At 53.0% G+C, this 25,890-nt stretch carries 29 protein-coding genes; all 29 read left to right on the forward strand.

What is annotated here, in order from left to right; translation table 11 throughout:
• Positions 1-68 precede the first annotated feature (68 nt).
• The 29 genes from ACVV26_RS06175 to ACVV26_RS06315 all read left to right on the forward strand — a co-directional run bounded on the left by ACVV26_RS06175 (position 69) and on the right by ACVV26_RS06315 (position 25,736).
• Positions 69-446, forward strand: coding sequence for a phage holin family protein (locus ACVV26_RS06175; RefSeq protein ID WP_125292274.1), 378 nt, complete (start codon positions 69-71; stop codon positions 444-446).
• On the forward strand, positions 436-720 hold the full coding sequence (locus ACVV26_RS06180; protein WP_125293522.1) for a phage holin family protein: 285 nt from the start codon (positions 436-438) through the stop codon (positions 718-720). The genes ACVV26_RS06175 and ACVV26_RS06180 overlap by 11 nt, the downstream gene beginning before the upstream one ends.
• Complete coding sequence (locus ACVV26_RS06185) at positions 717-1,343, forward strand: glycoside hydrolase family 19 protein (RefSeq protein WP_474800472.1); 627 nt, start codon at positions 717-719, stop codon at positions 1,341-1,343. Before ACVV26_RS06180 ends, ACVV26_RS06185 begins: the two co-directional genes overlap by 4 nt.
• Positions 1,340-1,690 (forward strand): hypothetical protein, encoded by a 351-nt coding sequence (locus ACVV26_RS06190; RefSeq protein WP_474800474.1) that lies wholly within the window; start codon positions 1,340-1,342, stop codon positions 1,688-1,690. The genes ACVV26_RS06185 and ACVV26_RS06190 overlap by 4 nt, the downstream gene beginning before the upstream one ends.
• A gap of 51 nt (positions 1,691-1,741) precedes the next feature.
• A complete protein-coding gene (locus tag ACVV26_RS06195; RefSeq protein WP_474800476.1) occupies positions 1,742-2,077 on the forward strand; it encodes a hypothetical protein in 336 nt (111 codons plus the stop codon).
• Between the two features lie 432 nt (positions 2,078-2,509).
• Positions 2,510-2,743 (forward strand): hypothetical protein, encoded by a 234-nt coding sequence (locus ACVV26_RS06200; protein ID WP_474800478.1) that lies wholly within the window; start codon positions 2,510-2,512, stop codon positions 2,741-2,743.
• 271 nt (positions 2,744-3,014) lie between these two features.
• Positions 3,015-3,617 carry a hypothetical protein gene (locus tag ACVV26_RS06205; RefSeq protein ID WP_474800480.1) on the forward strand — a complete coding sequence of 201 codons (603 nt, stop codon included), beginning with the start codon at positions 3,015-3,017 and terminating at the stop codon, positions 3,615-3,617.
• A complete protein-coding gene (locus tag ACVV26_RS06210) occupies positions 3,617-5,089 on the forward strand; it encodes a terminase (RefSeq protein WP_474800482.1) in 1,473 nt (490 codons plus the stop codon). The genes ACVV26_RS06205 and ACVV26_RS06210 overlap by 1 nt, the downstream gene beginning before the upstream one ends.
• A gap of 12 nt (positions 5,090-5,101) precedes the next feature.
• Positions 5,102-6,568, forward strand: a complete 1,467-nt coding sequence (locus ACVV26_RS06215; RefSeq protein WP_474800484.1) for a DUF1073 domain-containing protein — start codon at positions 5,102-5,104, stop codon at positions 6,566-6,568.
• On the forward strand, positions 6,495-7,496 hold the full coding sequence (locus ACVV26_RS06220) for a phage minor head protein (protein WP_474800486.1): 1,002 nt from the start codon (positions 6,495-6,497) through the stop codon (positions 7,494-7,496). Before ACVV26_RS06215 ends, ACVV26_RS06220 begins: the two co-directional genes overlap by 74 nt.
• A gap of 44 nt (positions 7,497-7,540) precedes the next feature.
• Positions 7,541-8,053 (forward strand): hypothetical protein, encoded by a 513-nt coding sequence (locus ACVV26_RS06225; protein ID WP_474800488.1) that lies wholly within the window; start codon positions 7,541-7,543, stop codon positions 8,051-8,053.
• Between the two features lie 188 nt (positions 8,054-8,241).
• Positions 8,242-9,603, forward strand: coding sequence for a DUF2213 domain-containing protein (locus ACVV26_RS06230; protein ID WP_474800490.1), 1,362 nt, complete (start codon positions 8,242-8,244; stop codon positions 9,601-9,603).
• A complete protein-coding gene (locus ACVV26_RS06235) occupies positions 9,603-10,064 on the forward strand; it encodes a hypothetical protein (protein ID WP_125294010.1) in 462 nt (153 codons plus the stop codon). Before ACVV26_RS06230 ends, ACVV26_RS06235 begins: the two co-directional genes overlap by 1 nt.
• Positions 10,061-11,116: a major capsid protein gene (locus tag ACVV26_RS06240; RefSeq protein WP_474800492.1), complete on the forward strand. Its 1,056-nt coding sequence runs from the start codon at positions 10,061-10,063 to the stop codon at positions 11,114-11,116. Before ACVV26_RS06235 ends, ACVV26_RS06240 begins: the two co-directional genes overlap by 4 nt.
• Before the next feature lie 32 nt (positions 11,117-11,148).
• Entirely contained in the window at positions 11,149-11,376 is a 228-nt protein-coding gene (locus ACVV26_RS06245) for a hypothetical protein (RefSeq protein WP_474800494.1), read from the forward strand.
• 2 nt (positions 11,377-11,378) lie between these two features.
• Complete coding sequence (locus tag ACVV26_RS06250) at positions 11,379-11,759, forward strand: DUF7370 family protein (protein WP_474800496.1); 381 nt, start codon at positions 11,379-11,381, stop codon at positions 11,757-11,759.
• A gap of 170 nt (positions 11,760-11,929) precedes the next feature.
• The gene (locus ACVV26_RS06255; protein ID WP_474800498.1) at positions 11,930-12,157 is read left to right on the forward strand and encodes a hypothetical protein; all 228 of its coding nucleotides are present in this window, start codon (positions 11,930-11,932) and stop codon (positions 12,155-12,157) included.
• A gap of 3 nt (positions 12,158-12,160) precedes the next feature.
• Positions 12,161-12,511: a hypothetical protein gene (locus ACVV26_RS06260; RefSeq protein ID WP_474800500.1), complete on the forward strand. Its 351-nt coding sequence runs from the start codon at positions 12,161-12,163 to the stop codon at positions 12,509-12,511.
• 2 nt (positions 12,512-12,513) lie between these two features.
• The gene (locus tag ACVV26_RS06265) at positions 12,514-12,939 is read left to right on the forward strand and encodes an HK97 gp10 family phage protein (protein ID WP_474800502.1); all 426 of its coding nucleotides are present in this window, start codon (positions 12,514-12,516) and stop codon (positions 12,937-12,939) included.
• A complete protein-coding gene (locus ACVV26_RS06270; RefSeq protein ID WP_474800504.1) occupies positions 12,936-13,319 on the forward strand; it encodes a phage tail termination protein in 384 nt (127 codons plus the stop codon). The genes ACVV26_RS06265 and ACVV26_RS06270 overlap by 4 nt, the downstream gene beginning before the upstream one ends.
• A gap of 57 nt (positions 13,320-13,376) precedes the next feature.
• On the forward strand, positions 13,377-14,120 hold the full coding sequence (locus ACVV26_RS06275; protein ID WP_474800506.1) for an Ig-like domain-containing protein: 744 nt from the start codon (positions 13,377-13,379) through the stop codon (positions 14,118-14,120).
• Positions 14,121-14,180: 60 nt separating this feature from the next.
• Positions 14,181-14,864: a DUF6246 family protein gene (locus ACVV26_RS06280; RefSeq protein ID WP_474800508.1), complete on the forward strand. Its 684-nt coding sequence runs from the start codon at positions 14,181-14,183 to the stop codon at positions 14,862-14,864.
• An 82-nt stretch (positions 14,865-14,946) separates the two neighbouring features.
• Entirely contained in the window at positions 14,947-15,360 is a 414-nt protein-coding gene (locus ACVV26_RS06285) for a hypothetical protein (RefSeq protein WP_474800510.1), read from the forward strand.
• Between the two features lie 65 nt (positions 15,361-15,425).
• Positions 15,426-18,884, forward strand: coding sequence for a tape measure protein (locus ACVV26_RS06290; RefSeq protein WP_474800512.1), 3,459 nt, complete (start codon positions 15,426-15,428; stop codon positions 18,882-18,884).
• Positions 18,884-19,363 (forward strand): hypothetical protein, encoded by a 480-nt coding sequence (locus ACVV26_RS06295; protein ID WP_474800514.1) that lies wholly within the window; start codon positions 18,884-18,886, stop codon positions 19,361-19,363. The genes ACVV26_RS06290 and ACVV26_RS06295 overlap by 1 nt, the downstream gene beginning before the upstream one ends.
• Positions 19,350-19,820 (forward strand): DUF1833 family protein, encoded by a 471-nt coding sequence (locus ACVV26_RS06300; protein WP_474800516.1) that lies wholly within the window; start codon positions 19,350-19,352, stop codon positions 19,818-19,820. Before ACVV26_RS06295 ends, ACVV26_RS06300 begins: the two co-directional genes overlap by 14 nt.
• The gene (locus tag ACVV26_RS06305; RefSeq protein WP_474800518.1) at positions 19,820-20,212 is read left to right on the forward strand and encodes an NlpC/P60 family protein; all 393 of its coding nucleotides are present in this window, start codon (positions 19,820-19,822) and stop codon (positions 20,210-20,212) included. The genes ACVV26_RS06300 and ACVV26_RS06305 overlap by 1 nt, the downstream gene beginning before the upstream one ends.
• Positions 20,199-22,688: a host specificity factor TipJ family phage tail protein gene (locus ACVV26_RS06310; protein ID WP_474800520.1), complete on the forward strand. Its 2,490-nt coding sequence runs from the start codon at positions 20,199-20,201 to the stop codon at positions 22,686-22,688. Before ACVV26_RS06305 ends, ACVV26_RS06310 begins: the two co-directional genes overlap by 14 nt.
• 66 nt (positions 22,689-22,754) lie before the next feature.
• Positions 22,755-25,736 carry an endosialidase catalytic beta-propeller domain-containing protein gene (locus ACVV26_RS06315; protein ID WP_474800522.1) on the forward strand — a complete coding sequence of 994 codons (2,982 nt, stop codon included), beginning with the start codon at positions 22,755-22,757 and terminating at the stop codon, positions 25,734-25,736.
• Positions 25,737-25,890 lie beyond the last annotated feature (154 nt).

The raw sequence follows: 25,890 nt of genomic DNA on the forward strand, positions 1-25,890 counted from the left end.
GCCCACCGAAATGGGCCTTTTTTATTTCCCCTCATTCCTGAGAGGACTCACACACAAGAGGGGGCGTAATGTCCGAACCTTTTTCCGGTACCGCAGCCGCCGGTAGCGCGCTGACCGGCGCCAGCATTTATGGGCTGCTGACCGGCACTGATTACGGTGTGGTGTTCGGCGCATTTGCCGGGGCTGTTTTCTACGTGGCTACCGCTGCAGACCTGACTATTTTCCGCCGTTCTGCATATTTCGTCGTGTCGTATTTCGCTGGTGTATATGGCTCCGGGCTGGTGGGTTCGTGGCTGGCGAGCATAACCGGCTATGCCGATAAACCACTGGATGCGCTCGGCGCGGTGATTTTGTCTGCCGTCGCCATCAAGACGCTGACATTTTTCAGTGAACAGGACCCGCTAAAGCTGCTGGCACGCTGGAGAGGGGGAACCAATGGTAACTAACGATCCGCTGGTGGTGACGAACGTGGTGGCCTGTGCCGCCATTGTTCTGCGCCTGATGATGTTCCGTAAGCCTGGCGGGCGCCATAACCCGTGGGCGTCATGGCTGGCCTATCTGATAATTCTGGCGTATGCGTCTGTGCCGTTCCGGTACCTGTTCGATTCGTATCTGCATACCCACTGGGCAACGGTCGCCATCAACTTAATCATCTGCGCCGCCGTGTTCCGCGCCCGTGGTAACGTAGCGCGCATCTTCCATGTACTGAGGCCGGAATGAAACAATCTCAATTTCAGCAGGCGGCTGGTATAAGCGCCGGATTAGCTGCGCGCTGGTTTCCGCACATCGATGCGGCCATGAAAGAATTCGGCATCACCGCACCGACTGACCAGGCAATGTTCATCGCCCAAACCGGGCATGAATCGGTAAGCTTCTCCCGGCTGGTGGAGAGCATGAATTACAGCGTGGCAGGCCTGGCGAATTTTGTCCGCGCCGGGCGGCTTACTCAGGACCAGGCAAACGCGCTGGGCCGCCGCTCATATGAAAAAGCGCTACCACTGGAGCGCCAGCGCGCCATCGCTAATCTTGTGTACAGCAAACGCCTGGGCAACAAAGCCCCGGGTGATGGCTGGAAGTATCGCGGTCGCGGCCTGATTCAGATCACCGGGCAGGCAAATTACACCAAATGCGGTACCGCGCTAAAACTCGATCTGGTTACCAGCCCGGAACTGCTTGAGCAGGACCGCAACGCGGCGCGTTCGGCGGCATGGTTCTACTCCACCAGCGGTTGTTTGCTTTACTCCGGCGACCTGGCCCGCGTCACGCAAATCATTAACGGCGGACAAAACGGGCTTGAAGACCGTCGACAGCGTTACAACCGGGCGCGGAGTGCGCTGGTATGAAGCTGCGATTTGTACTTCTGGTGCTGGTGGTCGCAATCTCCGCCACCGCGCTGATTTCATGGCGTTCTGGATGGAATGCCCACGCCGACCATATCAACGCACTGGCGGCGGACAAAAAGCAAAAGGCCGAGAGAGCCATCCAGCCGGTAGAGAATAAAGCCGCTACGGCTACCGCCGAAGGGAAAGTGATCTACCGAACCATTTACCGCGACGTGGTGAAATATGTTCAGTCTCCGGATCGTACCAGGTGTGATTTTGATGATGAGTCTGTGCGGCTGCGCCAGCGTGCTATCGACGCTGCCAACGCCATCAGCGGATTTGATGCAGGAACCATGCAGGGCAAGTGACGCAGGGGGAAACAGCGACGAAGACCTGCAGGCGGATATCGAAACCGCCGAATGTCTACGTCAGCTCAGGCTGGACAAGTACCGCTGGCAGGCCTGGTACAACGCCGTGAAGTGAACAGCCCAGGGCGCTTACTAACACGCCTTATGATGTTTTGTATTTCCGCTGACGTTCTGGAAAACAATAAAAAAACGCCCCCATTAAGAGGGCGAACCGGAATTGTCTATGGCATGTGCGTTTGTACTTCTTATTTTCTCAATGTAAAGGGTCAAGCTGCGGTGCCTGTTTCCTGTGCTAAAGGAAACTTGAGTATGGTTAGTAAATCTGTGGTAACAAGCGTAAGCGGTGATTTTTCAAGCATTAACTCGCTTGAACGGCATTTATTGTGAATGAATTTGTGCCAGGCAAAAAAAAGCCCCCGGGTAGGAGGGCGAGTCAGAGTAGAACATTACAGTACTTCGTACTCTTATTCTTTTCTCAATGGCAAGGATCTTACGTTGGTTTTTCAGCTCCTGTCGTGGCAGGAAACCTGATTATGATTGTTAAGCTTTCGTTAACAAGCGTAAGCGGGGGTATTGGGACTAATCTTAGATGGGTCGGTCCGTTGCAATAACGAAAAATAACCCCCGTGGGAAGGAAATCCAAATTCTTCTGAGGGCATGCAAATGCATTTTCGTTACCTGTTAACTTTAGCAATGTACCGCTAACCGGATATGGGATGTATCCCATAAGCGAAGCGCAACTAAAGCAGGTAAACACTGAGCGCCTGTTATAATGTGAGTACTTTGTAACCATAATCGGAAAGCTGCATGCGGAACGTTATGCTGTTTGGTGAGGGCTGGAGTGGTGAGGTACGGGAGATAGAAGAAGGAGTGCATCGTTACAGATACATTGCTCAGGCAACCGATCTGCACCTTCGTGAAGCTGTCTTCTCAATTTTTCAGTATCGGTCGTTCAACGGGAAATATTACTGGATTGGATTTCCGGTTATCGAACCGTCTCTTTCAGATATCGAGTGGGCCATTATGAAATATCAGCCCACGCCCGTTTCGTAGTTCACGTATTACTAAATGATTAATTCCCTGGCCTCGCTTACGCGGGGCTTTTTATTGCGTAACAGACACCGGAGCTAAACATGGCAATTTGCACCCTGACAGTTGAAGTAAAATGCAGATGGTGGTTGCCGGTCTATATCAAAACTTTGATGCTTTTCTGTCTAATGACCCACCGCGAACCGGATTACGAAAAGGTATCTACATTCATTGCAAAGCATGGCCTCAGCCAGAGGGTGAATTCAGATCCTGTAAAGAAATAATGGAGTAACGAATGAGCAAACCGGACTGGGAGGCCATCGAGACGGCGTACCGGGCCGGAGTGATGTCCCTCCGAGAGATAGCATCACAACACGGTATCAGCGAAGGCGCTATCCGTAAGCGTGCCAAGCGTGACGACTGGTCGCGTGACCTGAATGCGAAGGTGAAAGAACGCGCTGACGATCTGGTACGCAAAGCAGAGGTACGCAAACAGGTACGCAGCGAAACAGTGCTTTCTGAGCGCGTACTGATAGAGGCCACTGCCGAGGTTATTGCCACGGTACGCATGGAGCACCGCGGTGATATCCGCCGGGCGAGAACCCTGGCGAACGCGCTGTTCGATGAGCTCGAGGCCGAGTGCGCTGACGTTGAGTCTCTCCGTAAGCTGGGCGCACTAATGCTAGATCCTGATGATAATGGCCGGGACCGTCTGAACGAGCTCTACCATGCCATCATCAGCATGCCGGAGCGCGTCAAGTCGATGAAGGCTCTGAGCGAGACGCTGAAGAATCTCATCGGCCTCGAACGACAGGCCTACAGCATGGACGAAGGCGAAAAAGATAAGGTCGTTGACGCACTGTCCGACCTGATGGATTCGCTCTCTCAGGGGGCGTAATGAAACCTGAGCACCTCCGGCTGCTGTCTGATAAAGACTGGCGGCTGAACAATCTCTACTGGATCACCGACAAAGAGGGTAAGCCCACGCGCTTCAGGATGACGCCTGAGCAGCGGGAATACTTCGAGGGGATCCACACCCGCAACATCATCCTGAAAGCCCGGCAACTAGGTTTCACGACCGAGGTATGTATCATCCAGTTGGACGCGGCTCTATTCGAGTCGGCGAAGTGCGCGCTGATCGCCCACACGTTGAACGACGCCAAGCGCCTGTTCCGCGAAAAGGTGAAGTACGCATACGACAAACTACCCAAAGAAATCAGGGCGGCGAACCCGGCGAGCAATGACTCTGCAGGTGAACTGGTATTCAAGAAGGGCGGCTCACTCTACGTCAGTACGTCATTCCGCGGCGGAACGCTGCGTTATCTGCACGTTTCCGAGTTCGGGAAGATATGCGCTAAATTTCCGCATAAAGCCCGGGAGATCGTCACAGGTGCTTTCGAAGCGGTGTCAACAGGATGCTTCGCTACCATCGAAAGCACAGCAGAGGGCCGGGCGGGATACTTCTTCGATTACTGCCAGGCGGCGGAGAGGGCACTACTTCAGGGCAAGCCACTTTCACCCCTCGACTGGAAGTTTTTCTTCTTCTCCTGGTGGAAGAATCCGCAGTACGCAATCGACCAGGTAGAACCGCTGCCGACACGCCTGGTTGAATACTTCGCTGAGATGAAGGCGAAGTACGGTGTTGTAGTGGATGACCGCCAGAAAGCTTGGTACCACGCCAAAGAGAAAACGCTCGGCGACGACATGAAGCGTGAGTACCCGACTATTCCGGCCGAGGCGTTCCAGCAGTCGGTCGAGGGCGCGTACTATGCCAGGCAGTTCCGCTGGCTCTACACCAATAAGCGGATCGGCCAAATCCCGGATAACTCACACCTCCCGGTACACACGTTCTGGGATATCGGCGTGGGCGACTCCACGGCTATCTGGTTCGTTCGTGAGGTCGGAGAAGAGTTTCACATCATCGACTACTACGAAAACTCGGGCGAGGGGCTGAGACACTACATGAAGGTGCTTAAAGACCGCGGCTATGAGTACGGCGAACACTGGGGGCCACACGATATCGAGAACCGTGAATTTGCTGCCGATGCGAAATCCCGCAAAGAGCTGGCACGCGAAGGTTACGAAATCGATGGCCAGATGTACTCGATAAATTTCAAGGTCGTACCCAAAACCGACATCGATACCGGCATTGAGTCGGTGCGTGAAATCCTCCCGAATTGCGTATTTGACGAGGAGAAATGCTCTGAAGGGATCTCTCACCTTGAGGGGTACCGGAAAGAGTGGGACGACAAGCGCGGCTGCTGGAAAGACAAGCCTCTCCATGACGCCACCTCACACGGTGCTGACGGCTTCCGTTACTTCGCAGTGACGAAGAACAACCGCAAGCAGGTCGGCGCAGTATTCTTTTAAGGAGCATCGCCAGTGAGCGAACAAGATAACAGTCTCGAATTGGCTGTGAACAACCTCGCCACTGAAATGAGGCGAGCGAACTACCTGCAGGCGATCGGAATATCCGGGAACACCAAGCGCCCGACACTTTATCAGGAGTTTGGCTATCCAGAGTCGATCACCTTCCGCGACTTCTACAACATGTACCGCCGCAACGCCGCAGGTTTTGCTGTAGTGCACCGTTTGCTGGATGGCTGCTGGCAGGATTACCCTGTCATCATTGATGGCGATCAGGCCGAAGAGGCGAAGGAGACCACTACCTGGGAGAAGAGCGTCACCCGCTTAATGAAAAAGTGGTGGTCGAAGGTCAAAGATGCCGATCGCCGCAATATGGTTGGCCGGTACTCTGCACTTCTCATTCAGGTTAAGGACAGCCGTGAATGGCGTGATCCGGTGGACATCACGCTGGTGAAGTCGCTCGGCGAGGCTGCCCTGGTCAAACTGATCCCAGTGTGGGAGCAGCAGTTGACGGTTGCCGAATGGGATAACAACCGCCTCTCTCCTACGTTCGGCCAGCCGGCGATGTTCAACTTCAACGAGCAGCCAGTCGGTGACGACACGTTTGTTGGCCCGACGCGCGGCGAACCGGTACACCCGAGCCGTGTCATCATGTTCTGCGAGGGATCGGAAGACGACAACACTCTGTCGGGTATTCCACTGCTGGAGGCCGGGTACAACAAACTGCTGGATATTGAGAAAATTTCCGGCGGTGGTGCTGAGGGTTTCCTGAAGAACGCCAGCCGCCAAATCGCGGTGGAATTCAGCGAGAAAACTGACATGTCCACGCTTGCCAGCCAGGCGAAAGCGGCTGGTTATGAAGACCTCGGCCAGGCGATGGGCGACAAGGTCAACAAACTTAACCGCGGTACCGACGCCGCAGCAGTTATGCAGGCCGGGCAGATGCGGGTACTCAGCGTGACACCGGGCGACCCGGGGCCGACGTGGGAAGTGACCGCCAACGAACTGGCCGCATCCGTGCAGATCCCGTTCACCATCCTGTTCGGCCAGCAGACTGGTCGCCTGGCGAGTGATGAGGACAAAACAGACTGGGCCATTCGCCGCAACACACGCCGCAATACCTTCCTGACCGACCGCATTACCGCTCTGCTGGAGCGCTTCTGGACGCTGGGAATCATAGACCCGCCCAGTAATAGCGAGATCACTATCCAGTGGAGCGATCTTCTTGCCCCTGGTGAGAAACAGAAAATCGAGAATATGTCCAAACTGGCCGACGTTGTCCAGAAAACGACGGGCATGTACGGCGGTGAAGCGCCAGTCACCATCAATGAACTGCGGCAGGTTATCGGGCTTGAGCCATTACCCGAACAGAAAGAACCACCGAAATCTGAAGAAAAGGTGACAACCGATGATCCACTGGCCGACGACCCACGAACAGACGGCAAAGGTGGGCCTGCCGATAGTACCGCGCAGCAAGGTTGACCCGACGCGATCGGCAAAGCAGGTAACCGCTATGTACCGGGATATCGAAGAGCGATATCTCGGTATCAAGCGTGCGCTAAAGGCGCTATTCGACCTTAGCCTGACCGGGCGTGAGCGTGAGGTAAACAGCCATAACTGGCATTTCCTTTGCCACGATAACGGCGAAGATATGCGGCTCTACCAGGTCAATGCCGGTACGTTCATTTACGACATGACGTCGGATCAACTGGCTGAATTGCTGGAGTCAGTGCAGGGCATTCTTGATGAATACCTGCTTGAGAGTGACGATCAGGGCCACTGGGCCATGGATTACATCGTGGCCGAGGTGAAGCGCGGGGCGCAGGAGGCTTTTAATAACCTGTCGCAGCAGTCGCCGGTTTTCGCGGCGCAGGCCAGCTTACTTCAGGTATTGAGCAGCCCTGCAATGCAGAACCAGATTGCCGCTGCGCGTTTGTCGACCTTCAGCGACTGGAAGGGGATATCGGACACAGCCAGGGCAGACCTTGCTTCCATCATCATGGATGCGATTGCCAGGGGCGTGAATCCGCGCGAGACAGCCAGTGTGATCAGCAAACGCCTTGATGTGAGTATGTCCAAGGCAAAGGCCATTGCTCAGACCGAGCAGGTTGGTGCGCTGCGTGAGGCTCAGTGGAACGAGACGGAATGGGCTTCTGAGCGGATAGGGCTGAATACCGGCCTACTGTGGCTTTCAGCACTCAAGCCAACGACGCGTAGCTGGCACGCAATCCGACACGGAAAAGTCTACACCACCGAAGAGGTACGGGACTTCTACGCCGAGAACGGTAACCGGTACAACTGCTATTGCAGCCAGATTCCAGCGCTGCTCAACGACGACGGCAGCATCTTCAATGAAGGGTTGGCGGATAAGCTGAAGAAAGAGCGTAAATCATGGGAGTCAAAGGATTAGTGGTGCTATAAAATGCCATCACTTCGAAATTAATTGGAAATCTCATGAGCATTACACCCTCAGAGGTTGGGGCTTTCTTCCTATCACTTGTCGTGCCAATAGCCACCGGCATTGTGGCTGCTGGGGTTACCGCACGCTTTGCTTTAAACCGTTTTTACTATGAAAAATGGTGGGAGAAAAAGCATGCGGCATATAATCAACTCTTGGATATACTTTTTGAGATTAAAGCACTTTATAATCACGCGTCTGATTATTATGAAAAATTGGCGGAATCAGGACGGAGTTTAACCCCCTCACCGGATGGAAAAACAGATTGGGTCAGATTTCACGAGCTAAAGGCTCAGCTGCATCGCTTTTATGCCTTGGCACCAATATCGCTCAGCCTTTCCACCAGAATGCTACTGGAAGATTTCTTTAGAAAGGATGCCGCTTCAGAAGAAAGCGTGTGGGAAGAGGGTTACCCAGACTTTATTGCCTACCATGAAATGGCAAACAGCACTAAAAAGCTGATTGACGCAATTGTTAGCGATGCAAACAAAGAGCTTAAGTTTAAATAGAGAAATGCCTTACACAAGGTCGCCACGGCGGCCTTTTTTATTGCCTGAAATCCACCAATGAAGAAACAAAATTGCAAATGCCCTGGCTGTGAGCGCAAGCGTAATGGCTGGCCAGGGTATCAACCGTGCACGTCGAAATCATCAGGCAAGGTACTGCCACCACCAAAACAACGCTAAGAGGACGCAACGTGAAGCTATCCAGCATCCACGTTAAATCCCTCGCCATCAACGCCTCCAACATCTCAACGACAACCATCAACGGCCAGGAACACTACGTCATTCGTGGTGCGGTTCCGATCGTCGATGACATCGTGATGAATGGCGGCCTGTACCCGGCGGAGGAGATTAACAACAGCTACCAGACGATGGAAGGCAAGCTAATGCCTCTGCCGCATCCGATGGTAGACGGCAAGTATGTCAGCGCTAACGACCCGCGCGCCATTAACGCTTATCACGTCGGTGCGTGGGCGCAGAACGTCAGTAAGTCAGGCGACCAGGTCGTCATGGACGTTTACATTAACAAGGCTGTCGCGGAGACAAAGCCGGACGGTAAACGCCTGATTAACCGCCTCGACGAAATGATTGCCGGTACCAATACCGACCCGATTCACCTTTCTACCGGCCTGCTCACCAACAAAGAGATAAAGTCCGGTGAGTCGAAGGGCAAGAAACATTCATGGATCGCCCGCAACATGCAGTTCGACCACATCGCCATCCTGCTGGACGAGCCGGGAGCCGGTACGCCAGAAGAGGGCGTCGGCATGTTCGTGAACGCTGACGGTCTAGAGAGCGAGGTCGAAACCGCCAGCCTCATCGACGCAGCGAACAGCCTTAAAGACGGCCTGATGAATAAGGTGAAATTCTTCTTCACCCACAACTCCGACGCTTCATTCGACGAAATCTACCAGATGCTGCGTGAGGCCATCCGCTCACCGTCTGGCAGTGACGTCTATCGCTACGTCGTGACCGTCTGGCCGGACAAATTCATCTACGAAGAGGGCTCGAAACTCTTCCAGCAGAAATACCTCATCGATGACAACGCGGTAACGCTGGTCGGTGAGCCACTCGAAGTCGTGCGCAAACCCACTGAGTACGAAGTCAAAACCAACGGAGAACAAAACCCGATGAAACAGAAGATGATCGCCGCGCTCAATGCCGCAGGCGTAACAACCGAAGGGCTGACCGACGATCAGGTCTGGGATGCCTACAACCAGCAGATGCAGAAGAAAGCCGGTGGCAGCGACCCGGTGGGCACTCCGATGAATGCTGAGGCCATCACCGCAGCGGTAAACATGGCGATCGGACCGCTGACCGACAAAATCAGCCATCTGGAAACGCAGCTGCAGGCCAACGCGGAGAAAGACATCACCGCGAAGCGCCAGGCGGTGAAAGCTAAATTCCCGTTCATGACCGAAGCGGCGATCAACTCGCTGGCTGGCGACGCGCTGAACGATATGTTCTCGCAGTGCCAGACCAGCACCGGGCTTAACCCTGCATTCCAGGGTAACGGCGCACAAAGCGAAATCCTTTCCATGGAGGCACCTGAATAATGGCACTCGCTCCTCGTTTCCATACCGTAATCGCGGGCCCGGCCCGCAAGAATGACCCGCAGGTCATTGAGGCGCTCATGGCCGCCGCCGTTAAGCCTGGCTCACTGGTCATGCTGGACAGTGTCGGGAAATTGGCAGTGCATGCTACCGCTGGCGGCACCGGTGTTCCTCTGGTTCTCCAGCACAACTACATCGGTGGCGGCGACATCCGCGACGCGGTCCCAACTGGTGATACTGGCGCGGCCATCATGTGCGAAGACGATGTCGACTACCACATGCTGGTCAAGGCTGGCGAGGTCCTGCTGGAGAATGAAGGCCTTATCTCCAGTGGTGACGGCACGCTGTCCAAATCCACTACCCCGGCCACCGACCACATCCTCTTCTACTCACGCGAGAAAATCACTGTCGGCGCGGAAGCGCAACTCGTGAAAGTTCGCAAATCAGGGAAAGCAACCGCATGAGCATGATCGTTTTCAACAAAAAGCTGGTTACCGAACATAACCAGATTAAGCAGGCGTGGAATCAGCTGCTGATGCAGCGTGAAGCGTTCAACATCAACCAGAACACCATCACCGCCCAGTACAACGGCGCGCTGGAAGTTAACCAGGCCGCGCTGATCTCCAAAGACTACTGGCGCGAAGTGGACAACATCACCACCCGCGTATTCCGTAATGACGAAGGTAACGGTCTGCTGGATGACCTGCTGGGGCTTGGTACACCGATCTCTATCGGCAAAACCGCCGCTCTGTACCGCGTTTCCAGCGACGCAGGCAAGGTACATCGCACCCTGACTGGCCATGTACCGGAAGAGCTGGATAAAGTCATCTACGACGAAGAAGGCGACCCGATCCCGATCTTCAACACCGGCTACAGCCGTGAATGGCGTGAGTGGAACGGCATGCAGTCGGAAAACCTCGACGCGATGGCCGATGACCAAGAGGCACATGTTGCGGCCATCCGTGAAGACATGGCTGACTACATGCTTTCTGGTGACGCGAAGGTGAAGGTGAAAGGCTACGTCGGCGCAGGTATCACCAACCACGCTAACACCAATCAGGTGGATCTGAGCGCGTCCGGTCTGAATATCGACCTGACCACCGCCAGCCCTGACGAGATGGTCGCGTTCTTCACCGGTCCGTTCGCGAAACTCCTGGACGATAACTACGTGCAGGAGAAGGTGAAGGTGTGGGTGTCGCCTGACATCATGCGCAACATGAGCAAGCCGTATTCCTCCGCTGCCGGCTTCAAAGAAGGCACAGTGCTGGAGTACATCCTGCGCTATGGCCGCATCGAGTCTGTGAACCAGACCTTTAAACTGACTGGTAATCACTTCATCGCGTACGTGCGCAACTCACAGTACATCAAGACGCGCATCGCAGCGCCGGTGGGCACCTTCATGATCCCGCGCCAAAATCCGTTCGACAACTACAACTCCCTGGTATGGAGTGCAGTCGGTCTGCAGATTAAGCGCGATTTCAACGGACGCTCGAAAGTATTCAACGCACAGGGCTAAGGGGCTTCGGCCCCTTTTCTTCAGGAGAGAACATGAAAAAGTTAAAGGTCGAGAAAACGGGCTGCTGGGGCTTGATTGATGGCGTATTCCAGCAATTGCCTGTAGGTCATGAGTTCATCGCGGCATCCGTCCCGCCAGCGTTCGCTGGTCGCGTGTCAGTTGTCGGTGAAGTCGGCGGTCGCGAGCTTGAGGTCGCCACGCCGGGAGATGCTCCTGCAGATCAGGCAGGCACCACCGCCAAATCGAAGAAGAGCAAATAACCATGGCTGATCCAATCACGGCGGCAGACGTGCAGGCGTTCCTCGGTGAATTGGGTTACAGCATACCCGGTGCGCTGCTGGAGCCGATCCTTTGCGTGGTGAATAAAATCATCCCGTGCCTTGATGGCGCAGGGTACGACGACTGCACCGCAAAACTAATCCTGATGTACGCAGCAGCACTGATGGCGACGTCGTCCGGCGCGCGACGTATCAAGTCGCAGGGAGCACCTTCCGGAGCGTCGCGCTCTTTTGAATATGGCGATGACAGCATTACCTGGTTGCGCGACTCGCTGGCCCGCCTCGATACCAGTGGCTGCGCCGGGGAGTTGCCAATCAGTGCCGGTAACAGCGTCGGGATGTTTATGGTTGTGGGTGGCTGCTGATGACGTGGGTTTCCGCAAGCGCCTGCCTGCCGCGCACTTTCGTCCGGGTATGGGTTAAGACGGATACCGGCAGGGAAACCACCGGTTACGTTAACTCAAGCGGCGAGTGGGTGATCAATTGCCCGTCAATACGCGCAACTGGCGCGGTCGTGATTCAATGGAGAGAATAAATGTCCTATAAAATTTCCGCGCTTAACGTAAATGTCGTGTACCAGGTTGATGGCGAATCGCGATTATTCGCTGAGACAGTCACGTCACCCATCATCATTGACAGATACCTGACGCTTGAGTCAGGTAACGTAATCGGGCTATTCGTCCCGGTAGGTAAAGGACAGCAGGTCAATGCGCTGAATATCGAGTGGTTTGAGATTGAGCGCGTTACGGCGCCAAAGGAGTAACCGGTGTCGAGTGCCGCTAACTGGAGTTATACCGCGAAAGCCACCGTCTGGCGCAGGCTTCCCGGCAAGGACGAATACGGCGATCCGAATGGTTACGCAGCGCCGGTAATCATCCTCTGCGATTACGAAGGCGGCCTTAGCAAGCGCATTGGCAGCATCGGCGCTGAAATCGTCGTGAAAAATACGGTCTGGACGGAGTTCGCGCTGGCCGGTGCGGGTGATTACCTGATGATTGGCGAATCGACGGAAGCGGACCCTGTAGTTGCTGGCGCTGACGAGGTGCGTCAGGTTATTCGTTACGCCGACACCTTTGAGCGCCTGGCGGATGATTACGCCATTATCACCGGAGTATAGCCATGGGCGTGAAAGTGAAAGGGGTTAATCAGACGGTTCGAAACATGAATCGCATACTGGATAACATCCAGAACAAGAAAACCGTCAGGGCAATCTATTCCGCCCTGTATATTCTCGGCGCAGCCTCCGCAAAAGAGGTCCCTCGCGACACCTCCACGCTCGTTAACAGCCAGTTTCGCGATGTGACTTTCAACGGAACGCGGATCACCGGCAGGGTGGGCTATTCAGCAAACTATGCGGTTTACGTCCATGACGCACCCGGGAAATACCTCAACACCCAAACCGATCGCCCGGTACGCGCTGGAGAAGCACCAGGGTCGCGCGGGGTTATCTGGGGGCCGAACGGGAATCCGAAATTCCTCTACTGGCCTGCCCGTGACAATAAGGCGGCGATGTTCTCTGCAATCCGGCGGGAGATGGAACTATGACACCCATGATGCATGAGCGGGTGCGCAATTTGTTTGTCGATGCCGGGCTGACCGCAGGTTTCACCGTTCAGCAGCTGCTTTACGATGACCCGGAAGAACCGACTGAGGCCGTGATGGTCTTCCGGCCAGGCGGCGGCGCGCCAGTTCGCCATGACCTGGGCGCTGAGTATTATGTCCAGGTTGATGTAATCGGTGCGAAGGACAAGCGCAAAGACGCGCTGAATGCCGTCCAGCGCATTGTTGACTACGTCCAGGCCCGGCCCATGGATGATGACTGCGTCGGCTACATCCAGAACATGGGAGGGGTTCCGCCGCCGATGCTCTCTGAAGAGGGAAGGCTCATCTTCCGGCTTCAGTTTTCCTGCAATTTTGGCGACTAGCCATACCCACCAAATGACCCGCTCCGGCGGGTTTCTTTTTATCTAAGGAGTTTTGCTATGGCTAATTGCCAGAACAGCAATGAGCGTTTGTTTGGCGGCGCGGTTGTGCTCGAAGTTGCCGACGGATGCCCTGACGTTGTGCCGCTGGAGGCCGAGTGGAAAGCACTCGCCGCAGGCACCTCGAAAGGTTTTGATTTCAGCCCTAACGCCGTAACCTCGGACGCCGATGATGGCGGCGGCTACGTTGAAAGCATCATCACTAACTCGGATTTCACCATTTCTTTCGAAGGTGAAGTGCGCAAGCGTGACAAGCTGGACCAGTACGGCATTGGGAAATTTGTTACTTATTTTTCCGGTGAGCTGTCTGCTCGTCGCCAGCCCGGGATCTGGCTTCGCATGCAATACGGGCCGGTAACGTTTACTGGCTACATGGTGATTACAGCCCTGAGTTCAGATGGTGGAACAAATGACATCGTCACTTTTTCCACTGAGTTCAAGGTTGGCGATGCTTCCACCATCACCGTTGAGGAATCTGATAGCGTGGCGGTGACCGGAGTTACCGTTGCTCCAGCTACCAGCACCGGCGCGGCAGGCGGTACCAGCACCTTTACGGTGAATATTGCCCCGACTGGCGCAACCAACAAAGACTTCAGCGTTGCTTCAACCGATCCGACAAAAGCTACTGCCACCGCATCAGGCAACACTGTTACGGTGACCCGTGTCGCGGCTGGCTCGGCGCAGATCGTCATCAACACCGAAGATGGTAACTTTGTCGCTACACACACCGTTACGATCACCTAACGGATATTACAAAGGGTGGCTGAGGCTGCCCTTGATAATAACCGCTAAACGGAATTGCCCATGACCCCACTGAAAGAGATTGGTGAATGCCTTATCACCGCCGGAGACGATGAATACTTCTTCCGCCCGTCGTTTATAAACATGACCCGCATCGGGGAACCCTGGGAGATTGTTCAGGCGTTCTATGACCTGCACCACGATGAAGTGTCTGGTGTCTTGCAGTCGGTGCTGGAGGCGTACGGGCTTATTCCAGGATGGCTTATCCAGCACATCAAATCGACAAGCTACGGGCGTAAGGCGTTGATGGCAGCCATGACGGTGCTGGCGGCGTGCTGCGACCGGGACGTGACGGCCTTAACCGGGGAGATTAGACCAGCCAAAGTATCAGGTAAGGCGTTCAAAATGCGGCGCGGCGCAATGGATGAGTTCGACATGTTGGCAATCGCGCAGTCGCTGATCACGCATGGCATCATCGGTAAGGCCAGGGTGCGTAGGCTTCAGCGGCATGAGAGTAACGAATCGACATCGGAGTTCAACGCCTTCGAGTACATCAGCGCCGCGCGCAATCACTTCAGCATGAGCCGGGAAGAGGCGGAGAAGCTCACCATGACCGAGTTTACTCAGCTTCTGGCAGCTAAGTATTTGGATCAGAAGGGCTTCACCCGCGAGGAGTACGATAGAGTGGCTGATGACTTCCTGGCGAAGCAGGCGGCTAAAAGAGGAACATCTACGGCTGCCGGTTGAGATTAAAATATCAGCTATCTGTATTTCTCCTGTGATATTTTTAGGCATTAAGTTTGATACCTTCACCAAAAAGGACGGGAATATGAGCTTCGCCAGCCAATCAACACAGCAGATTTTCCCTTTTCCAGCTGAAATCGCTTACGAAAAGCTTCTTCAGGCAATTCCTGAAGTAGGAATGACAATAAAACAGAAGGATGACACCCTTAAGCGAGTTTCTGTTAGTGCGGGGATGTCGCTTTTTTCGTGGGGAGAAAATGTTTCTATTGTTGTTAATGCGGATGGTGAAAAGTCGTGCATTGTTGGTATCGATTCATATTTGAAGCTTGGAGTAAACGTAACTGGAGCGCATCGACATCAAAAGAACTTCGACGAAATCATTTATGCGCTAAGCAATAAATTGAAAGAATGGGAGAGGCAACAACCGCTTGATCTCGGGCCCATTAAGACCGATGAAGAATACCTGGAAGAGGCCAGAAAAAAAGCTGGCCTCATTTAGACAAGGCTGAAAACCAAGCAAGTAACCTCGCTCCGGCGGGGTTTTTTTATGCCCGGAGATAAATAATGGCTGGCACAGTTAGCGCGGGAAGCATCACCTATGAAGTGGATATTGATACCGCACGCCTAATCCAGGGGCGGCGTGAAGTTGATGCCGCGCTTAATGGCATGAACGGTGGAATGGGACGACTGGAGGCCAGCGTTAACCGCACTGAGCGCTCGATTGCCAACATGGATCGCTCCATGTCCAACCTCAGCGGTGTGGCCAGAGGGCTTATGGCTGCGCTATCTGTCCAGCAGGTTGCGAACTATGCGGATGCATGGACAACTCTGAATAACAAGCTGGCTAACGCCGTTCGGCCACAGGAGCAACTTGTTGATGTTACGTCTCGCGTATTCGAAATTACGCAGCAGACACGCAGCAGCCTCGATGCTACAGCAACGCTATATGCCCGCCTGGAGCGCGGCACTCGTGAGTACAACACTTCAGCGGAAGATCTGGCCAAACTTACTACCATCATTAACCAGGGCTTTGTGGTTTCTGGTGCCACAGCCCAAGAAGCAGAAAACGCAATTATTCAGCTGTCACAGGGTATCGCCTCGGGCGTTCTTCGTGGCGAGGAGTTTAACTCGGTATCTGAGCAGGGCAGCCGAATTATGGTGGCGCTGGCCCAGTCTCTGGGTGTAGGGATTGGCGAACTTCGCGCCATGGCCGCTGAGGGCAAGCTAACCACAGATGTCGTGGTCAACGGATTACTCTCTCAGGGCGATGAGATCGGGAAAGAGTTTGCGAATACAGTCACCACAATCAGCCAGGCAATGCAGACTGCCGGTAACAACATCACCAAGTTCTTCGGCGAAAACTCAACGGTCAAATCCTTCGTTAGCACCTTCAACAGTTCGGTAGTGTCAGTCAGTGAAAATATTGAGGGATTGAGTGCGATCCTTGCATCAGCCGCTGTTCTCATGGGTGGTCGGTATGCTGGCGCACTGGCATTGGCCACAGCAGAGAAAGTTAAAAAGGCCATTGCCAGCAGGGATGAGGCTATCGCTGAAACACAGGCTGCTCAGGCCGCAGCGAACAAAGCAAATGCGGATTTACGGGCTTCAGCAATCGCAAAAGAGCGCGCCCTTGATGAAGTCCGTCTTGCGCAGATGATGAAGGCAACCGCCTTTGATGCCGCCAACCTTGCGGCAGCGGAAGCGCGGCTTTCAGCGTCCCGTATCGAAGCGGCAACATTAACGGATAACTACAACCGAGCCCTGGCGGCAAACACAATCGCGCAGGACGCGGCGACCGCGGCGGCAAATCGCTCTGCTATATCAATTAAAAGCCTTGGGGCAAGGGCTCTTGGTCTTATTGGCGGCCCTGTAGGATTTGCGACCATCGCAGCAACTGCCATTTTCTATTTCTCTCAGAAAGCAAAAGAGGCTCGGGATGATGCCAACAGGCTGGCTGATAGTGTCAATGAACTTGGTGCTAAATTCCAGAGCATGTCGCATGTCGAGCTGGCGGCTACGCTGGGGAAATTGAGCGGCAACTTGCCAGAGCTAAGCGATGCTGTTTCTGATGCGCAAAAAGCGTTCGACAAAGCCACAGCATCGGTCCAATTCCATCAAAGGGAAATTGAGAAATACGGCACAAATACCACAAGGGGGCGTCAGGCTGCGGAGGCGCTCGGTGGAGCACAAGATCGGCTGGCGATAGCTACAGGGAATCTTGACGAAGCAAGCCGCAGATACAGCCAGACACTAAGTGCCATCAATATCGGGAGGGCAATGCTTAGCGGTGAATTCCGGCAGGGCATTGATCTTTTACGCCGAGACGGACAAGAGGCTGGCATTGCTGCCGGAATGATGAAACAGCTTGGAGAGATGACGAATTTCGCTGCGAAAGCTAAGCAAAACTTTAACTCTTCCAGCCTTAAAGTCGAGCGCCCGAAAAATATCCAGGAATACCTCGATAAACAGCTTGAACAAATTGAACTTCAAAGCGAGTTCAACGACAAGAAGCGCGCTCAATTAAAGGCCGAACAGGAACTAAGAAATCTTGGCGGTACTGATGCAGATATCAACCTTGCGCGTGAGCGTGCTGGCGTTGAGTTCGACGCAGAGCAAGCCATTGCCAAGCGGAGGAAAGAGCAGCAGCAGGCAGAGCAGCAGAGTAAACGATCTGCCACTGCCGCTGAATCAGACGCCCAGAAGCTTCAGAAGCTCAAGGAAGCATCCGAGATTGCCGCAGATTCAACAGAACAGCTAAGTCGCGCTCAGGCCATTCTCAACGCGCAAAATTCGCTTAGCAAAAGTGCCAGCCCTGAGATGATTAAGCAGGCTGGTGAATATGCTGCGAAGAAGTGGGATACGGCTAACGCTATCAAGGCTCAGGCAGCGGCAGAGAAACTTCTCCCCGAGTCGCGAGAGAATGCCAGGTATCAGGAAGATGTCCGTGATCTGGAAACTGCATTATCTGCGAAGAAAATAAGCCAGGAGCAGTACAACGACACCATCGAACAACTGGAGCAGCAACATCGGGTTAATCTCGCAAAAATCAGGGCCGACCAGGCGGTAACACCAAAAATGGAAGCGGCGGGTTCAGTTGATCCGGTTACACAACTTGCCAACGAGAATGCAAGGAAACTGGCTCTCATTCAGCAGTTTGAAGCAGACAAAACTATCACTGAGCAGCAGGCGATCGCATTACGCAATGCAGCCAATACGCAGTATGAACAGCAACGCGTCGCAGCACAGTGGGAAATATACCGCAGTCAGAGTGTGGCTAACGAAGCAACCGCAGCAGCTTTTGATGGCCTGGCCAACAGCGCCAGCAACGCACTTACAGGGATTATTACAGGAAGCATGAGTGCTTCAGAAGCACTGCGGTCGGTTGGTAACACGGTGCTGAACGAAGTAATTAACACTTTCGTGCAGATGGGAGTTCAACAGGCTAAGTCAGCAATCATGGGGTCTACGGCCCAGAACGCCGCTATCGCTACAACCACCGCAGCGCAAGTTGGCTCCCTTGCTACCACTACAGCGGCCAGCACAGCATCAGCAGCAACCACTACGGCAGCATGGACCCCGGCGGCACTGGTAGCCTCTATCGGTTCGTTTGGCGGTGCTGCCGCTATTGGCCTAGGCGCTCTGGTGGCCGCGCTTGCGGTAGGAAAGGGGTTATCTGGTAAGCGCAAAAATGGCGGGCCGGTATCTGCCGGGAGCATGTACCAGGTTGGTGAAGGGGGGATGCCTGAAATCTACCGTGCCAGCACAGGCAAGCAATACATGATCCCCGGCGATAACGGCAGCGTCATCAGCAATAAGGAGATTACTGGTGGTGGCGGTGGGGTGCAGTTCATCCTGAATGTGACCACCACCAACGGATCGCGTGTTGAGGCTGGAAACACTTCTTACCAGGATGGCGCGATGATGGTGGATTTATTCATTGGTGACATGGAAACGGGAGGTCCAATGTCATCAGCCATGCAGTCTACTTTCGGGCTCAGCCGCAACGCTAACGGAGATTATTGATGGCAGACGTTAAATACCCGCCTTACCTGCCGCTCCCGCAGCGTGCCAACATGAACATGACACAGGATACCAGCTTCCGGCAAAGCAACCCGGCGGTTGGTCCAGCGGTGTTCACGCCGATCACCACTGACCTGAAAACGACCTGGTCACTGACGTGGATTTTTACACTCCAGCAGGCCGAGCGGTTTAAATCATGGTTGCGGCACCCTGATTACGGCAACAGGGGACAGGCGTGGTTTGATATCCCGATAGACCTTGGCGATAACCAGGGAGTGCAGGTTCAGGAAGTCCATTTCATTACGATGCCGGTACAGACCAGCAAGAACGGGCAAACCGTTACCTGGACAGCCAACATCATCTGTAACGGGATTAATGACATCACTGAAACTTACGACGAGTGGATCATTAACGCGCCGCCGGATGCCGGGTACTGGTACGACTTACTTGTGACGGAGATTCTTCCAGATGCCAACCCTTAGGGAATGGAAAGAGCGCCGCCCGGCGTCAGACCTGAAACAGACAGTTGTCTTTAGTCACTCTTCTTTCGGAGTTGAGCGGCTGGTCAACAATCTTTTTCAGCCTGCCACTTTCGGTGGTGAAGTTTATCAACCGACCCGGTTCGACTTCACCGAGCCCGCGCAGGACGGAACCACGACGCTAAGCGCCACTATCACCTTTGCAGCCTTGTCGCAGGACATCAAGCAGCGCCTTAAAGGCTGGCGCGGGGCGTCGCGAATGGAGCCAATCCTGTTCCGGTACGATATCTGGGAAAACATCGGTGATTCCGCTCCGTTAAAAACCTACCAGTTGTACGTTCGTGATGTTTCAGCGGGTGCGGAGAACGTCACCCTGACCGTGGGCATGACTAACCCGCTCAGTGTGGCCAACCCCATCATTTACACCGTCAACGAGTATCCCGGCCTGAGTAATCTCTGATGACTAAAGACGAATTTATCCGGAAGGTTAATGGCCTGCCGTGGGCTGATCGCGCCTGTAGTTTTGAGGCAGTGGATTGCTGGGGCCTTGCCGTTCTCTATTACCGCCATGTCCTCGGCGTGGAGGTTCACCAGACACCGGATTACGAAGCCGGCAAAGATTTCATCACATGCTACGAAGGCGACCGGGTTTTCTGGCAGCCTGGCGCGCGGAGAGAGGGGAATATTGGTGTGTTTTATCGTGGCGGAGTTCCTGACCACGTCGGCATCGTTATCGGCGGTAACCAGTGCCTGCATTCAAAGGGAGAAGGCGGCAGTGTGCGGATCGACCCATTGCCGGTTTTAGAGCGAGCATTCACCGGAGTGGAGTTTCTTCAGTATGGCAACGTTTGAAATACAGCGGCTTCCCGGCGCACCAAAGCAGCGCGGGCGATTACAACCCGGCCAGCGCATGGTTGACTGGCTGGATACCCAGAAGCTGCATAATAATCTTCAGTTGAAGCTCAACGGCAAGGTTCTTGATGATGATTTCGACTTGGGCTACCGATTCAGGCCTGGCGATTACCTGTCCGTGTTTGACCAGCCCAAGAATATGGGCGGGGTAAAGGACCTGGTTAAGTTGTCCGCTCCGTGGGAGGCAATCAACCCCATCCGGCTTACCAAAAAAGGGATGGCGGCCATCCAAAAAACGATGATGGGAGATATGAAGAAAACCCCGTCAATCGCAACCGGTGAATCCCCAAACAACGACCTGACAGGGCAGACGAATGTCGCGCGGCTTTATAAGGGGCGCCCGAACATTTACGGGCAGGTGCGCGCGTATCCTGACCTTATTCAGGAGGCCCTTTATGAGTATCGCGACGATAACAAATTCATTACCGAATGGTTTGAGGTTGGGTACGGGAAATATTCAATATCATCCGTGCGATATTCGGAGTCGAATCTGGGGGCATTGTCCGGCGCTGGTTACCGAATTTACCAGCCAGGCGAAATGATCGGCACCATTGATGTCGGATATCAGTTCGACGACGTCGACAGCGAAGAAGTGCCGGGCCTGAATGAGTCCAGCGATTACCCTGCGCAGACAGCCACCACTACATCACCAGAATTTGTGACGTTGTCAGGAGGCCTGCTTGCGGTGAAAGTTGGCGCGAATGTCGATAACTTCTCGTTCTTTGCAGATCTGGGATTACCGCACCCGGTCAACTTCGTCATTAATGTGACCCGCTCAGGCACGCCGCAGAACGTTACCGGCACGGGAGATATCGTTAACTCCTACGAAGAATTTGACCCCAATGGCGATGTGTTCACCACGTTTGTAATCGGCAATATTGGCGGAGATGCTGCCTCACTTGGTCCTGGTGATGTCGTTAACAAGAGCCTGATCACCATGACCGACAGCACCCCTCTGGTTATTGGCCCGTCCGTGTCGCCGATAGAGTCATCGCAACTCTGGGTGCACGTTATGGTTCAGCTTGGGGCAACTTCGGGCACGGCCACATATCGCATTAAGTTCTGGAAGCTGGACGCCAACAGCAATCAGGTGCCAGGAAGCCTTGAGCAGTACGATTATTTTTTTGATAACGACTATGACGTAACGGCCCGTTACTTCAGAACGACGCACAAATTCACGCCTCAAGCAGGCCCTGGAATATACGCAGTGACGATAGAGCGTCTGGATGACAGCAACGACGGAAACGTCGTAACGCTGATGGCAATTCATGCCGTAAACGTCCGCTACAACGTTGTATATCCTGACGACACGATCGTGACCGTAACGCTACGTGGGAGCAATGAATCAAACGCCAACCGGGACCAGAAATACAACATGCTGGCGCAGCGCAACACAATATCCTGGAGCCCGGCGACCGGTATTGATTACGCGCTCAGGCCGTCACGCTCTTTCGCTGACGCAGTGCTGCATGAATGGGCGATCGTCGCCAGGCAGGACCCATCACGCCTCGACCTGCATACACTCTATGCTATCGCTGGCTCGCTTCCCGATGCGCAACTCGGATATTTTGATTTCACTTTTTCCGATGCCAAACAGTCGTTAGGTGAGCGCATCCAGACTATCTGTAACGCTGCCCGCGTTGATATCAACTGGATAGGGGATTTGCTGACCTTCTGGCGCGATGAGGAAGTGTCATATCCGGCCGCTGTGTTTGGCCGGAGCAACATGTTCTGGGACGAGTTTAAAATGGGGTACTCAATGAGTCTCCCTAACGGGTACGACGGCATTACTCTGGATTACACCAACCCGCAGACCAATGATAAAGAGTATATCTGGCTGGCGGTTAGTTCTGCCGGAGTTTCAGAGGTAACCGGCGCAACGCCTAATGCAATGACGATTAGCCTTTCCGGTTGCCGCAATGAGTATCAGGCCCGGAATCGTGCATATCTTGAGGCTAACAGGCTTATTAACTCGCGTACCAGCATGACTGTTAAGGTATTCGAGACCACTCAGGTTGTGCGCGGTGCGGTTGTGCAGTGCCCGGATATGTACGACAACGATCAGCAGACCGGTTACCTCAGGGGGCGCGCTGGCGACGTATTCCAGACGTCAGAGCGGCTAACATTTTCCGGTGACGTGTGGGTGGTAATGACTGACAGCCTTGGTAATTACCACGGCAGGTATCGGGCATATCCGGTCGATGGCAACCCTTCGGCATTTAGTGCTGTAGCAGAGGCTTTCGACCTTAATATTTATGATGGTCGTACTGTCCAGACACCATCCAGATATTTTCTGGCTAATAGCAGCGACCTTAATTCAACGCTGTGGCGTGTCGAAACATCAAAGCCTAACGGCGACGATACACAGACGCTTTCATTAACTGAGTATTCAGACGAAATATATCTGAACGATTAACTCCTGATTAAACCTTTCATGCTTCGGGTATATCCCGAGGCATGCTTATGCACATGCGAGACAATTATGACCGATAAATATCTGAATATTCCGGTTCCAGCTCCGACAAAAAAACCAGTCCCAAGCCCTGATATTCGAGACCATGTTTTTGGTGGGGCGAAAGTAGATGAGTTTGTTACCTCTCTACAGCGGGAATATGAGGACAGGTTTGGGAAAAAGCACTATACCATCGAGGGATTACGCTGGGTTGCCCAGCGCGCTATAGCAAATTTCGGCTATATCACTTTAAAGAGCTTTCAGGCAGGCGCACCACTACCCAATAATGAGCTGAAGCTACCTAACCATGTTCTACAGGATGAGAGTGATGGTGAATATTATCGTTGGGACGGAACATTCCCCAAGTCTGTACCTTCGGGTTCAACACCTGAATCAACAGGTGGAATAGGAACTGGTGCATGGTTAAGTGTTGGGGACGCCACGCTAAGGGGCCAATTATCTGATCCAGACGGGGCTGAGAATTATCCGGATATTCAGATTTCAAGGTGGAGAGACACTTTTGATCCTCGCGGATGGGAAGCAAAAGGTGATGGATTGGTTGATGACACTGCGGCTCTTGATAACCTGTTAAATGCTGCTCCAGTTGGTCAAAAAATTAATGGTAACGGGAAGACATATAAAGTCACCGCGCTCCCTGACATAAGTCGATTCATCAACGCGCGTTTCGTTTATGAGCGCATTCCTGGACAACCGCTTTATTATGTCTCTGATGAGTTTGTTCAGGGAGAATTGTTCAAAATAACCGATACTCCTTTTTATAATTCATGGCCTCAGGACAAGTCATTTGTTTATAACAATGTTATATTCGTCCCGTTTATGGCGGGTGACAGGCATGGCGTAAATAATCTACGAGTCTGCTGGGTACGCTCTGGGGATGACGGCCAGACCTGGTCTATGCCTGAGTGGCTAACAGATTTACATTCAAATTACCCAACGGTTAACTATCACTGCATGAGCATGGGGGTAGTTAGAAATCGCCTCTTCGCAGTAATTGAAACGAGAACAGTTTCAGGGAATATTTTGCAACTTGCGGAGCTTTGGGACAGGCCAATGTCTCGTAGCATGCGACCGTTTGGTGGCATCACAAAGCCAGCCAATCAGGCAATTGCAACTGTCGTAATACCCAGTCATGGTTTGTTTGCCGGAGATTTCGTTAATTTCTCCAACTCTGGTGTAACGGGAGTAACGGGGGATATGACTGTTACAGCGGTCATTGACAAAAATACATTTACTGTTACAACATCCAATCAGCAAACCTCGAATCAAGATAACTCCGGCAGATACTGGAGTTTTGGTACTTCATTTCACCAATCACCATGGCGGAAAACAAGTCTTGGCACAATCCCTACGAATGGTGTTCCGGTAACTGAAACACATAGTTTCGCCACCTTGTCTGATAATAGTTTTATGGTTGGATATCATAATGGCGACACGTCACCTCGGGAGTTGGGTGGGTTGCTATTTTCTGATGCCTTCGGATCTCCTGCGACATTTACCCGCAGGCGAGTGCCTGCGGAATACGAAGCGAACGCATCAGAGCCTTGTATTAAATATTTCGACGGGATTTTATATTTAACCACAAGGGGAACACTTTCAAGTCAGCCAGGTAGTGCCTTAATGCGCAGTAATGACTTAGGGCTTTCATGGGATGCTTTACGTATTCCTAACAATGTTCACAGCACAAACCTACCGTTCGCTAAAATTGGCGATGAGCTTTTTATTTTTGGCTCAGAACGTTCATTTGGCGAATGGGAAGGTAATCAGCCCGATAATCGCTATGCTGGGTCATATCCACGTACATTTATGGCTCGCGTTAATATTAACAACTGGAATGTTTCATCTATCCATTGGGTGAACGTTACTGACCAGATATATCAGGGGGGAATCGTTAACTCTGGTGTTGGTGTTGGCTCTGTGTGTGTGAAAAATGGGTATCTATATTATTCTCTTGGCGGTGAGGATTTTTTTGATTCATGGTCTGTGGGTGATAATTCGTTAAAGGATCCATTCAAACATGATGGTCATCCTTCTGATATCTATTGCATGAAATTAAAAGTGTCTGAGGATGGTCTTGTATCCAGAACTTTTCGTCAAGGAGCAACTCCTAACCGTACCCTTCCAACATTTATGTCGACCTCAGGAGTGAGAACTGTTCCGTCCCCGGTTGATTTCTCTAATGATGTCTCTGTCGGTCATCTTCAGGTGCACGCCAGCACTAGCGGCGGAATAAGATCGGAAGCCTTATTTGAAGGGGAATATGGATTTATTGGAAAGACCGTTCCTTCGACAAATCCATCAGAACAGCGGTTAATCGTATCTGGAGGTGCCACGACAAGTAGTGCAACTGGGGCGCTTATAACACTTCATGGGGCAGGAAGCATCACGCCACGCAGGGTTGTTTATAACGGATTTGAACACCTTTTTGAAAATGGAGATGTTAAGCCATATCTCGATAACGTCAATGCGCTGGGTAGTGCTGGAAATCGTTTTTCTACTGCTTATCTCGGAAGTAACCCAATAGTGACCTCTAATGGAGATAAGAAAACATCTCCAGTGATTTTTGATGATGCGTTTCTTGATGCCTGGGCCGACGTTCATTACATCATGTACCAGTGGTTGGATGCCATTCAGTTAAAGGGCAATGAGGCCAGAATTCATTTCGGCGTCATCGCCCAGCAGATTCGTGATGTATTCATCGCGCATGGGTTAATGGATGAAAGAAGCACTGATTGCCGCTATGCCGTTTTGTGCTACGACAAGTATCCACGGATGACCGACACGGTCTTTTCGCACAATGAAATCATTGAGCACACTGACGAGGAGGGAAATCTCACTACCACCGAGAAGCCGGTTTTCATTGAAGTGGTTATTCACGAAGAGGGTGAGGAGTGGGGCGTGCGACCTGACGGAATTTTCTTTGCTGAAGCGGCATTTCAGCGAAGAGCCATGGATAGATTTGAAAAAAGAATATCTGCCTTAGAGCAAAAATAATCCGTAGCGGCCTCATGCGTCAATGAGGCCGCTAATGCATAACATCACCACAACTTAAGTTAAACTTTTGTTGAAGCATGGAGTACAAGATAAGCCGATGGAACCACCTCATTGACTGAGATGGCAGTAGTTAATAGAATGAATTGCTCAATAC

It is taken from the genome of Atlantibacter sp. MEI4A-1023, from assembly GCF_056155425.1.

Coding starts and splice junctions, on each gene's coding strand:
- ACVV26_RS06175 (WP_125292274.1), top strand. CDS start 69: ATGTCCGAACCTTTTTCCGGTACCGCAGCCGCCGGTAGCGCGCTGACC.
- ACVV26_RS06180 (WP_125293522.1), top strand. CDS start 436: ATGGTAACTAACGATCCGCTGGTGGTGACGAACGTGGTGGCCTGTGCC.
- ACVV26_RS06185 (WP_474800472.1), top strand. CDS start 717: ATGAAACAATCTCAATTTCAGCAGGCGGCTGGTATAAGCGCCGGATTA.
- ACVV26_RS06190 (WP_474800474.1), top strand. CDS start 1,340: ATGAAGCTGCGATTTGTACTTCTGGTGCTGGTGGTCGCAATCTCCGCC.
- ACVV26_RS06195 (WP_474800476.1), top strand. CDS start 1,742: ATGTCTACGTCAGCTCAGGCTGGACAAGTACCGCTGGCAGGCCTGGTA.
- ACVV26_RS06200 (WP_474800478.1), top strand. CDS start 2,510: ATGCTGTTTGGTGAGGGCTGGAGTGGTGAGGTACGGGAGATAGAAGAA.
- ACVV26_RS06205 (WP_474800480.1), top strand. CDS start 3,015: ATGAGCAAACCGGACTGGGAGGCCATCGAGACGGCGTACCGGGCCGGA.
- ACVV26_RS06210 (WP_474800482.1), top strand. CDS start 3,617: ATGAAACCTGAGCACCTCCGGCTGCTGTCTGATAAAGACTGGCGGCTG.
- ACVV26_RS06220 (WP_474800486.1), top strand. CDS start 6,495: ATGATCCACTGGCCGACGACCCACGAACAGACGGCAAAGGTGGGCCTG.
- ACVV26_RS06225 (WP_474800488.1), top strand. CDS start 7,541: ATGAGCATTACACCCTCAGAGGTTGGGGCTTTCTTCCTATCACTTGTC.
- ACVV26_RS06235 (WP_125294010.1), top strand. CDS start 9,603: ATGGCACTCGCTCCTCGTTTCCATACCGTAATCGCGGGCCCGGCCCGC.
- ACVV26_RS06240 (WP_474800492.1), top strand. CDS start 10,061: ATGAGCATGATCGTTTTCAACAAAAAGCTGGTTACCGAACATAACCAG.
- ACVV26_RS06245 (WP_474800494.1), top strand. CDS start 11,149: ATGAAAAAGTTAAAGGTCGAGAAAACGGGCTGCTGGGGCTTGATTGAT.
- ACVV26_RS06250 (WP_474800496.1), top strand. CDS start 11,379: ATGGCTGATCCAATCACGGCGGCAGACGTGCAGGCGTTCCTCGGTGAA.
- ACVV26_RS06255 (WP_474800498.1), top strand. CDS start 11,930: ATGTCCTATAAAATTTCCGCGCTTAACGTAAATGTCGTGTACCAGGTT.
- ACVV26_RS06265 (WP_474800502.1), top strand. CDS start 12,514: ATGGGCGTGAAAGTGAAAGGGGTTAATCAGACGGTTCGAAACATGAAT.
- ACVV26_RS06270 (WP_474800504.1), top strand. CDS start 12,936: ATGACACCCATGATGCATGAGCGGGTGCGCAATTTGTTTGTCGATGCC.
- ACVV26_RS06275 (WP_474800506.1), top strand. CDS start 13,377: ATGGCTAATTGCCAGAACAGCAATGAGCGTTTGTTTGGCGGCGCGGTT.
- ACVV26_RS06280 (WP_474800508.1), top strand. CDS start 14,181: ATGACCCCACTGAAAGAGATTGGTGAATGCCTTATCACCGCCGGAGAC.
- ACVV26_RS06285 (WP_474800510.1), top strand. CDS start 14,947: ATGAGCTTCGCCAGCCAATCAACACAGCAGATTTTCCCTTTTCCAGCT.
- ACVV26_RS06290 (WP_474800512.1), top strand. CDS start 15,426: ATGGCTGGCACAGTTAGCGCGGGAAGCATCACCTATGAAGTGGATATT.
- ACVV26_RS06295 (WP_474800514.1), top strand. CDS start 18,884: ATGGCAGACGTTAAATACCCGCCTTACCTGCCGCTCCCGCAGCGTGCC.
- ACVV26_RS06300 (WP_474800516.1), top strand. CDS start 19,350: ATGCCAACCCTTAGGGAATGGAAAGAGCGCCGCCCGGCGTCAGACCTG.
- ACVV26_RS06305 (WP_474800518.1), top strand. CDS start 19,820: ATGACTAAAGACGAATTTATCCGGAAGGTTAATGGCCTGCCGTGGGCT.
- ACVV26_RS06310 (WP_474800520.1), top strand. CDS start 20,199: ATGGCAACGTTTGAAATACAGCGGCTTCCCGGCGCACCAAAGCAGCGC.
- ACVV26_RS06315 (WP_474800522.1), top strand. CDS start 22,755: ATGACCGATAAATATCTGAATATTCCGGTTCCAGCTCCGACAAAAAAA.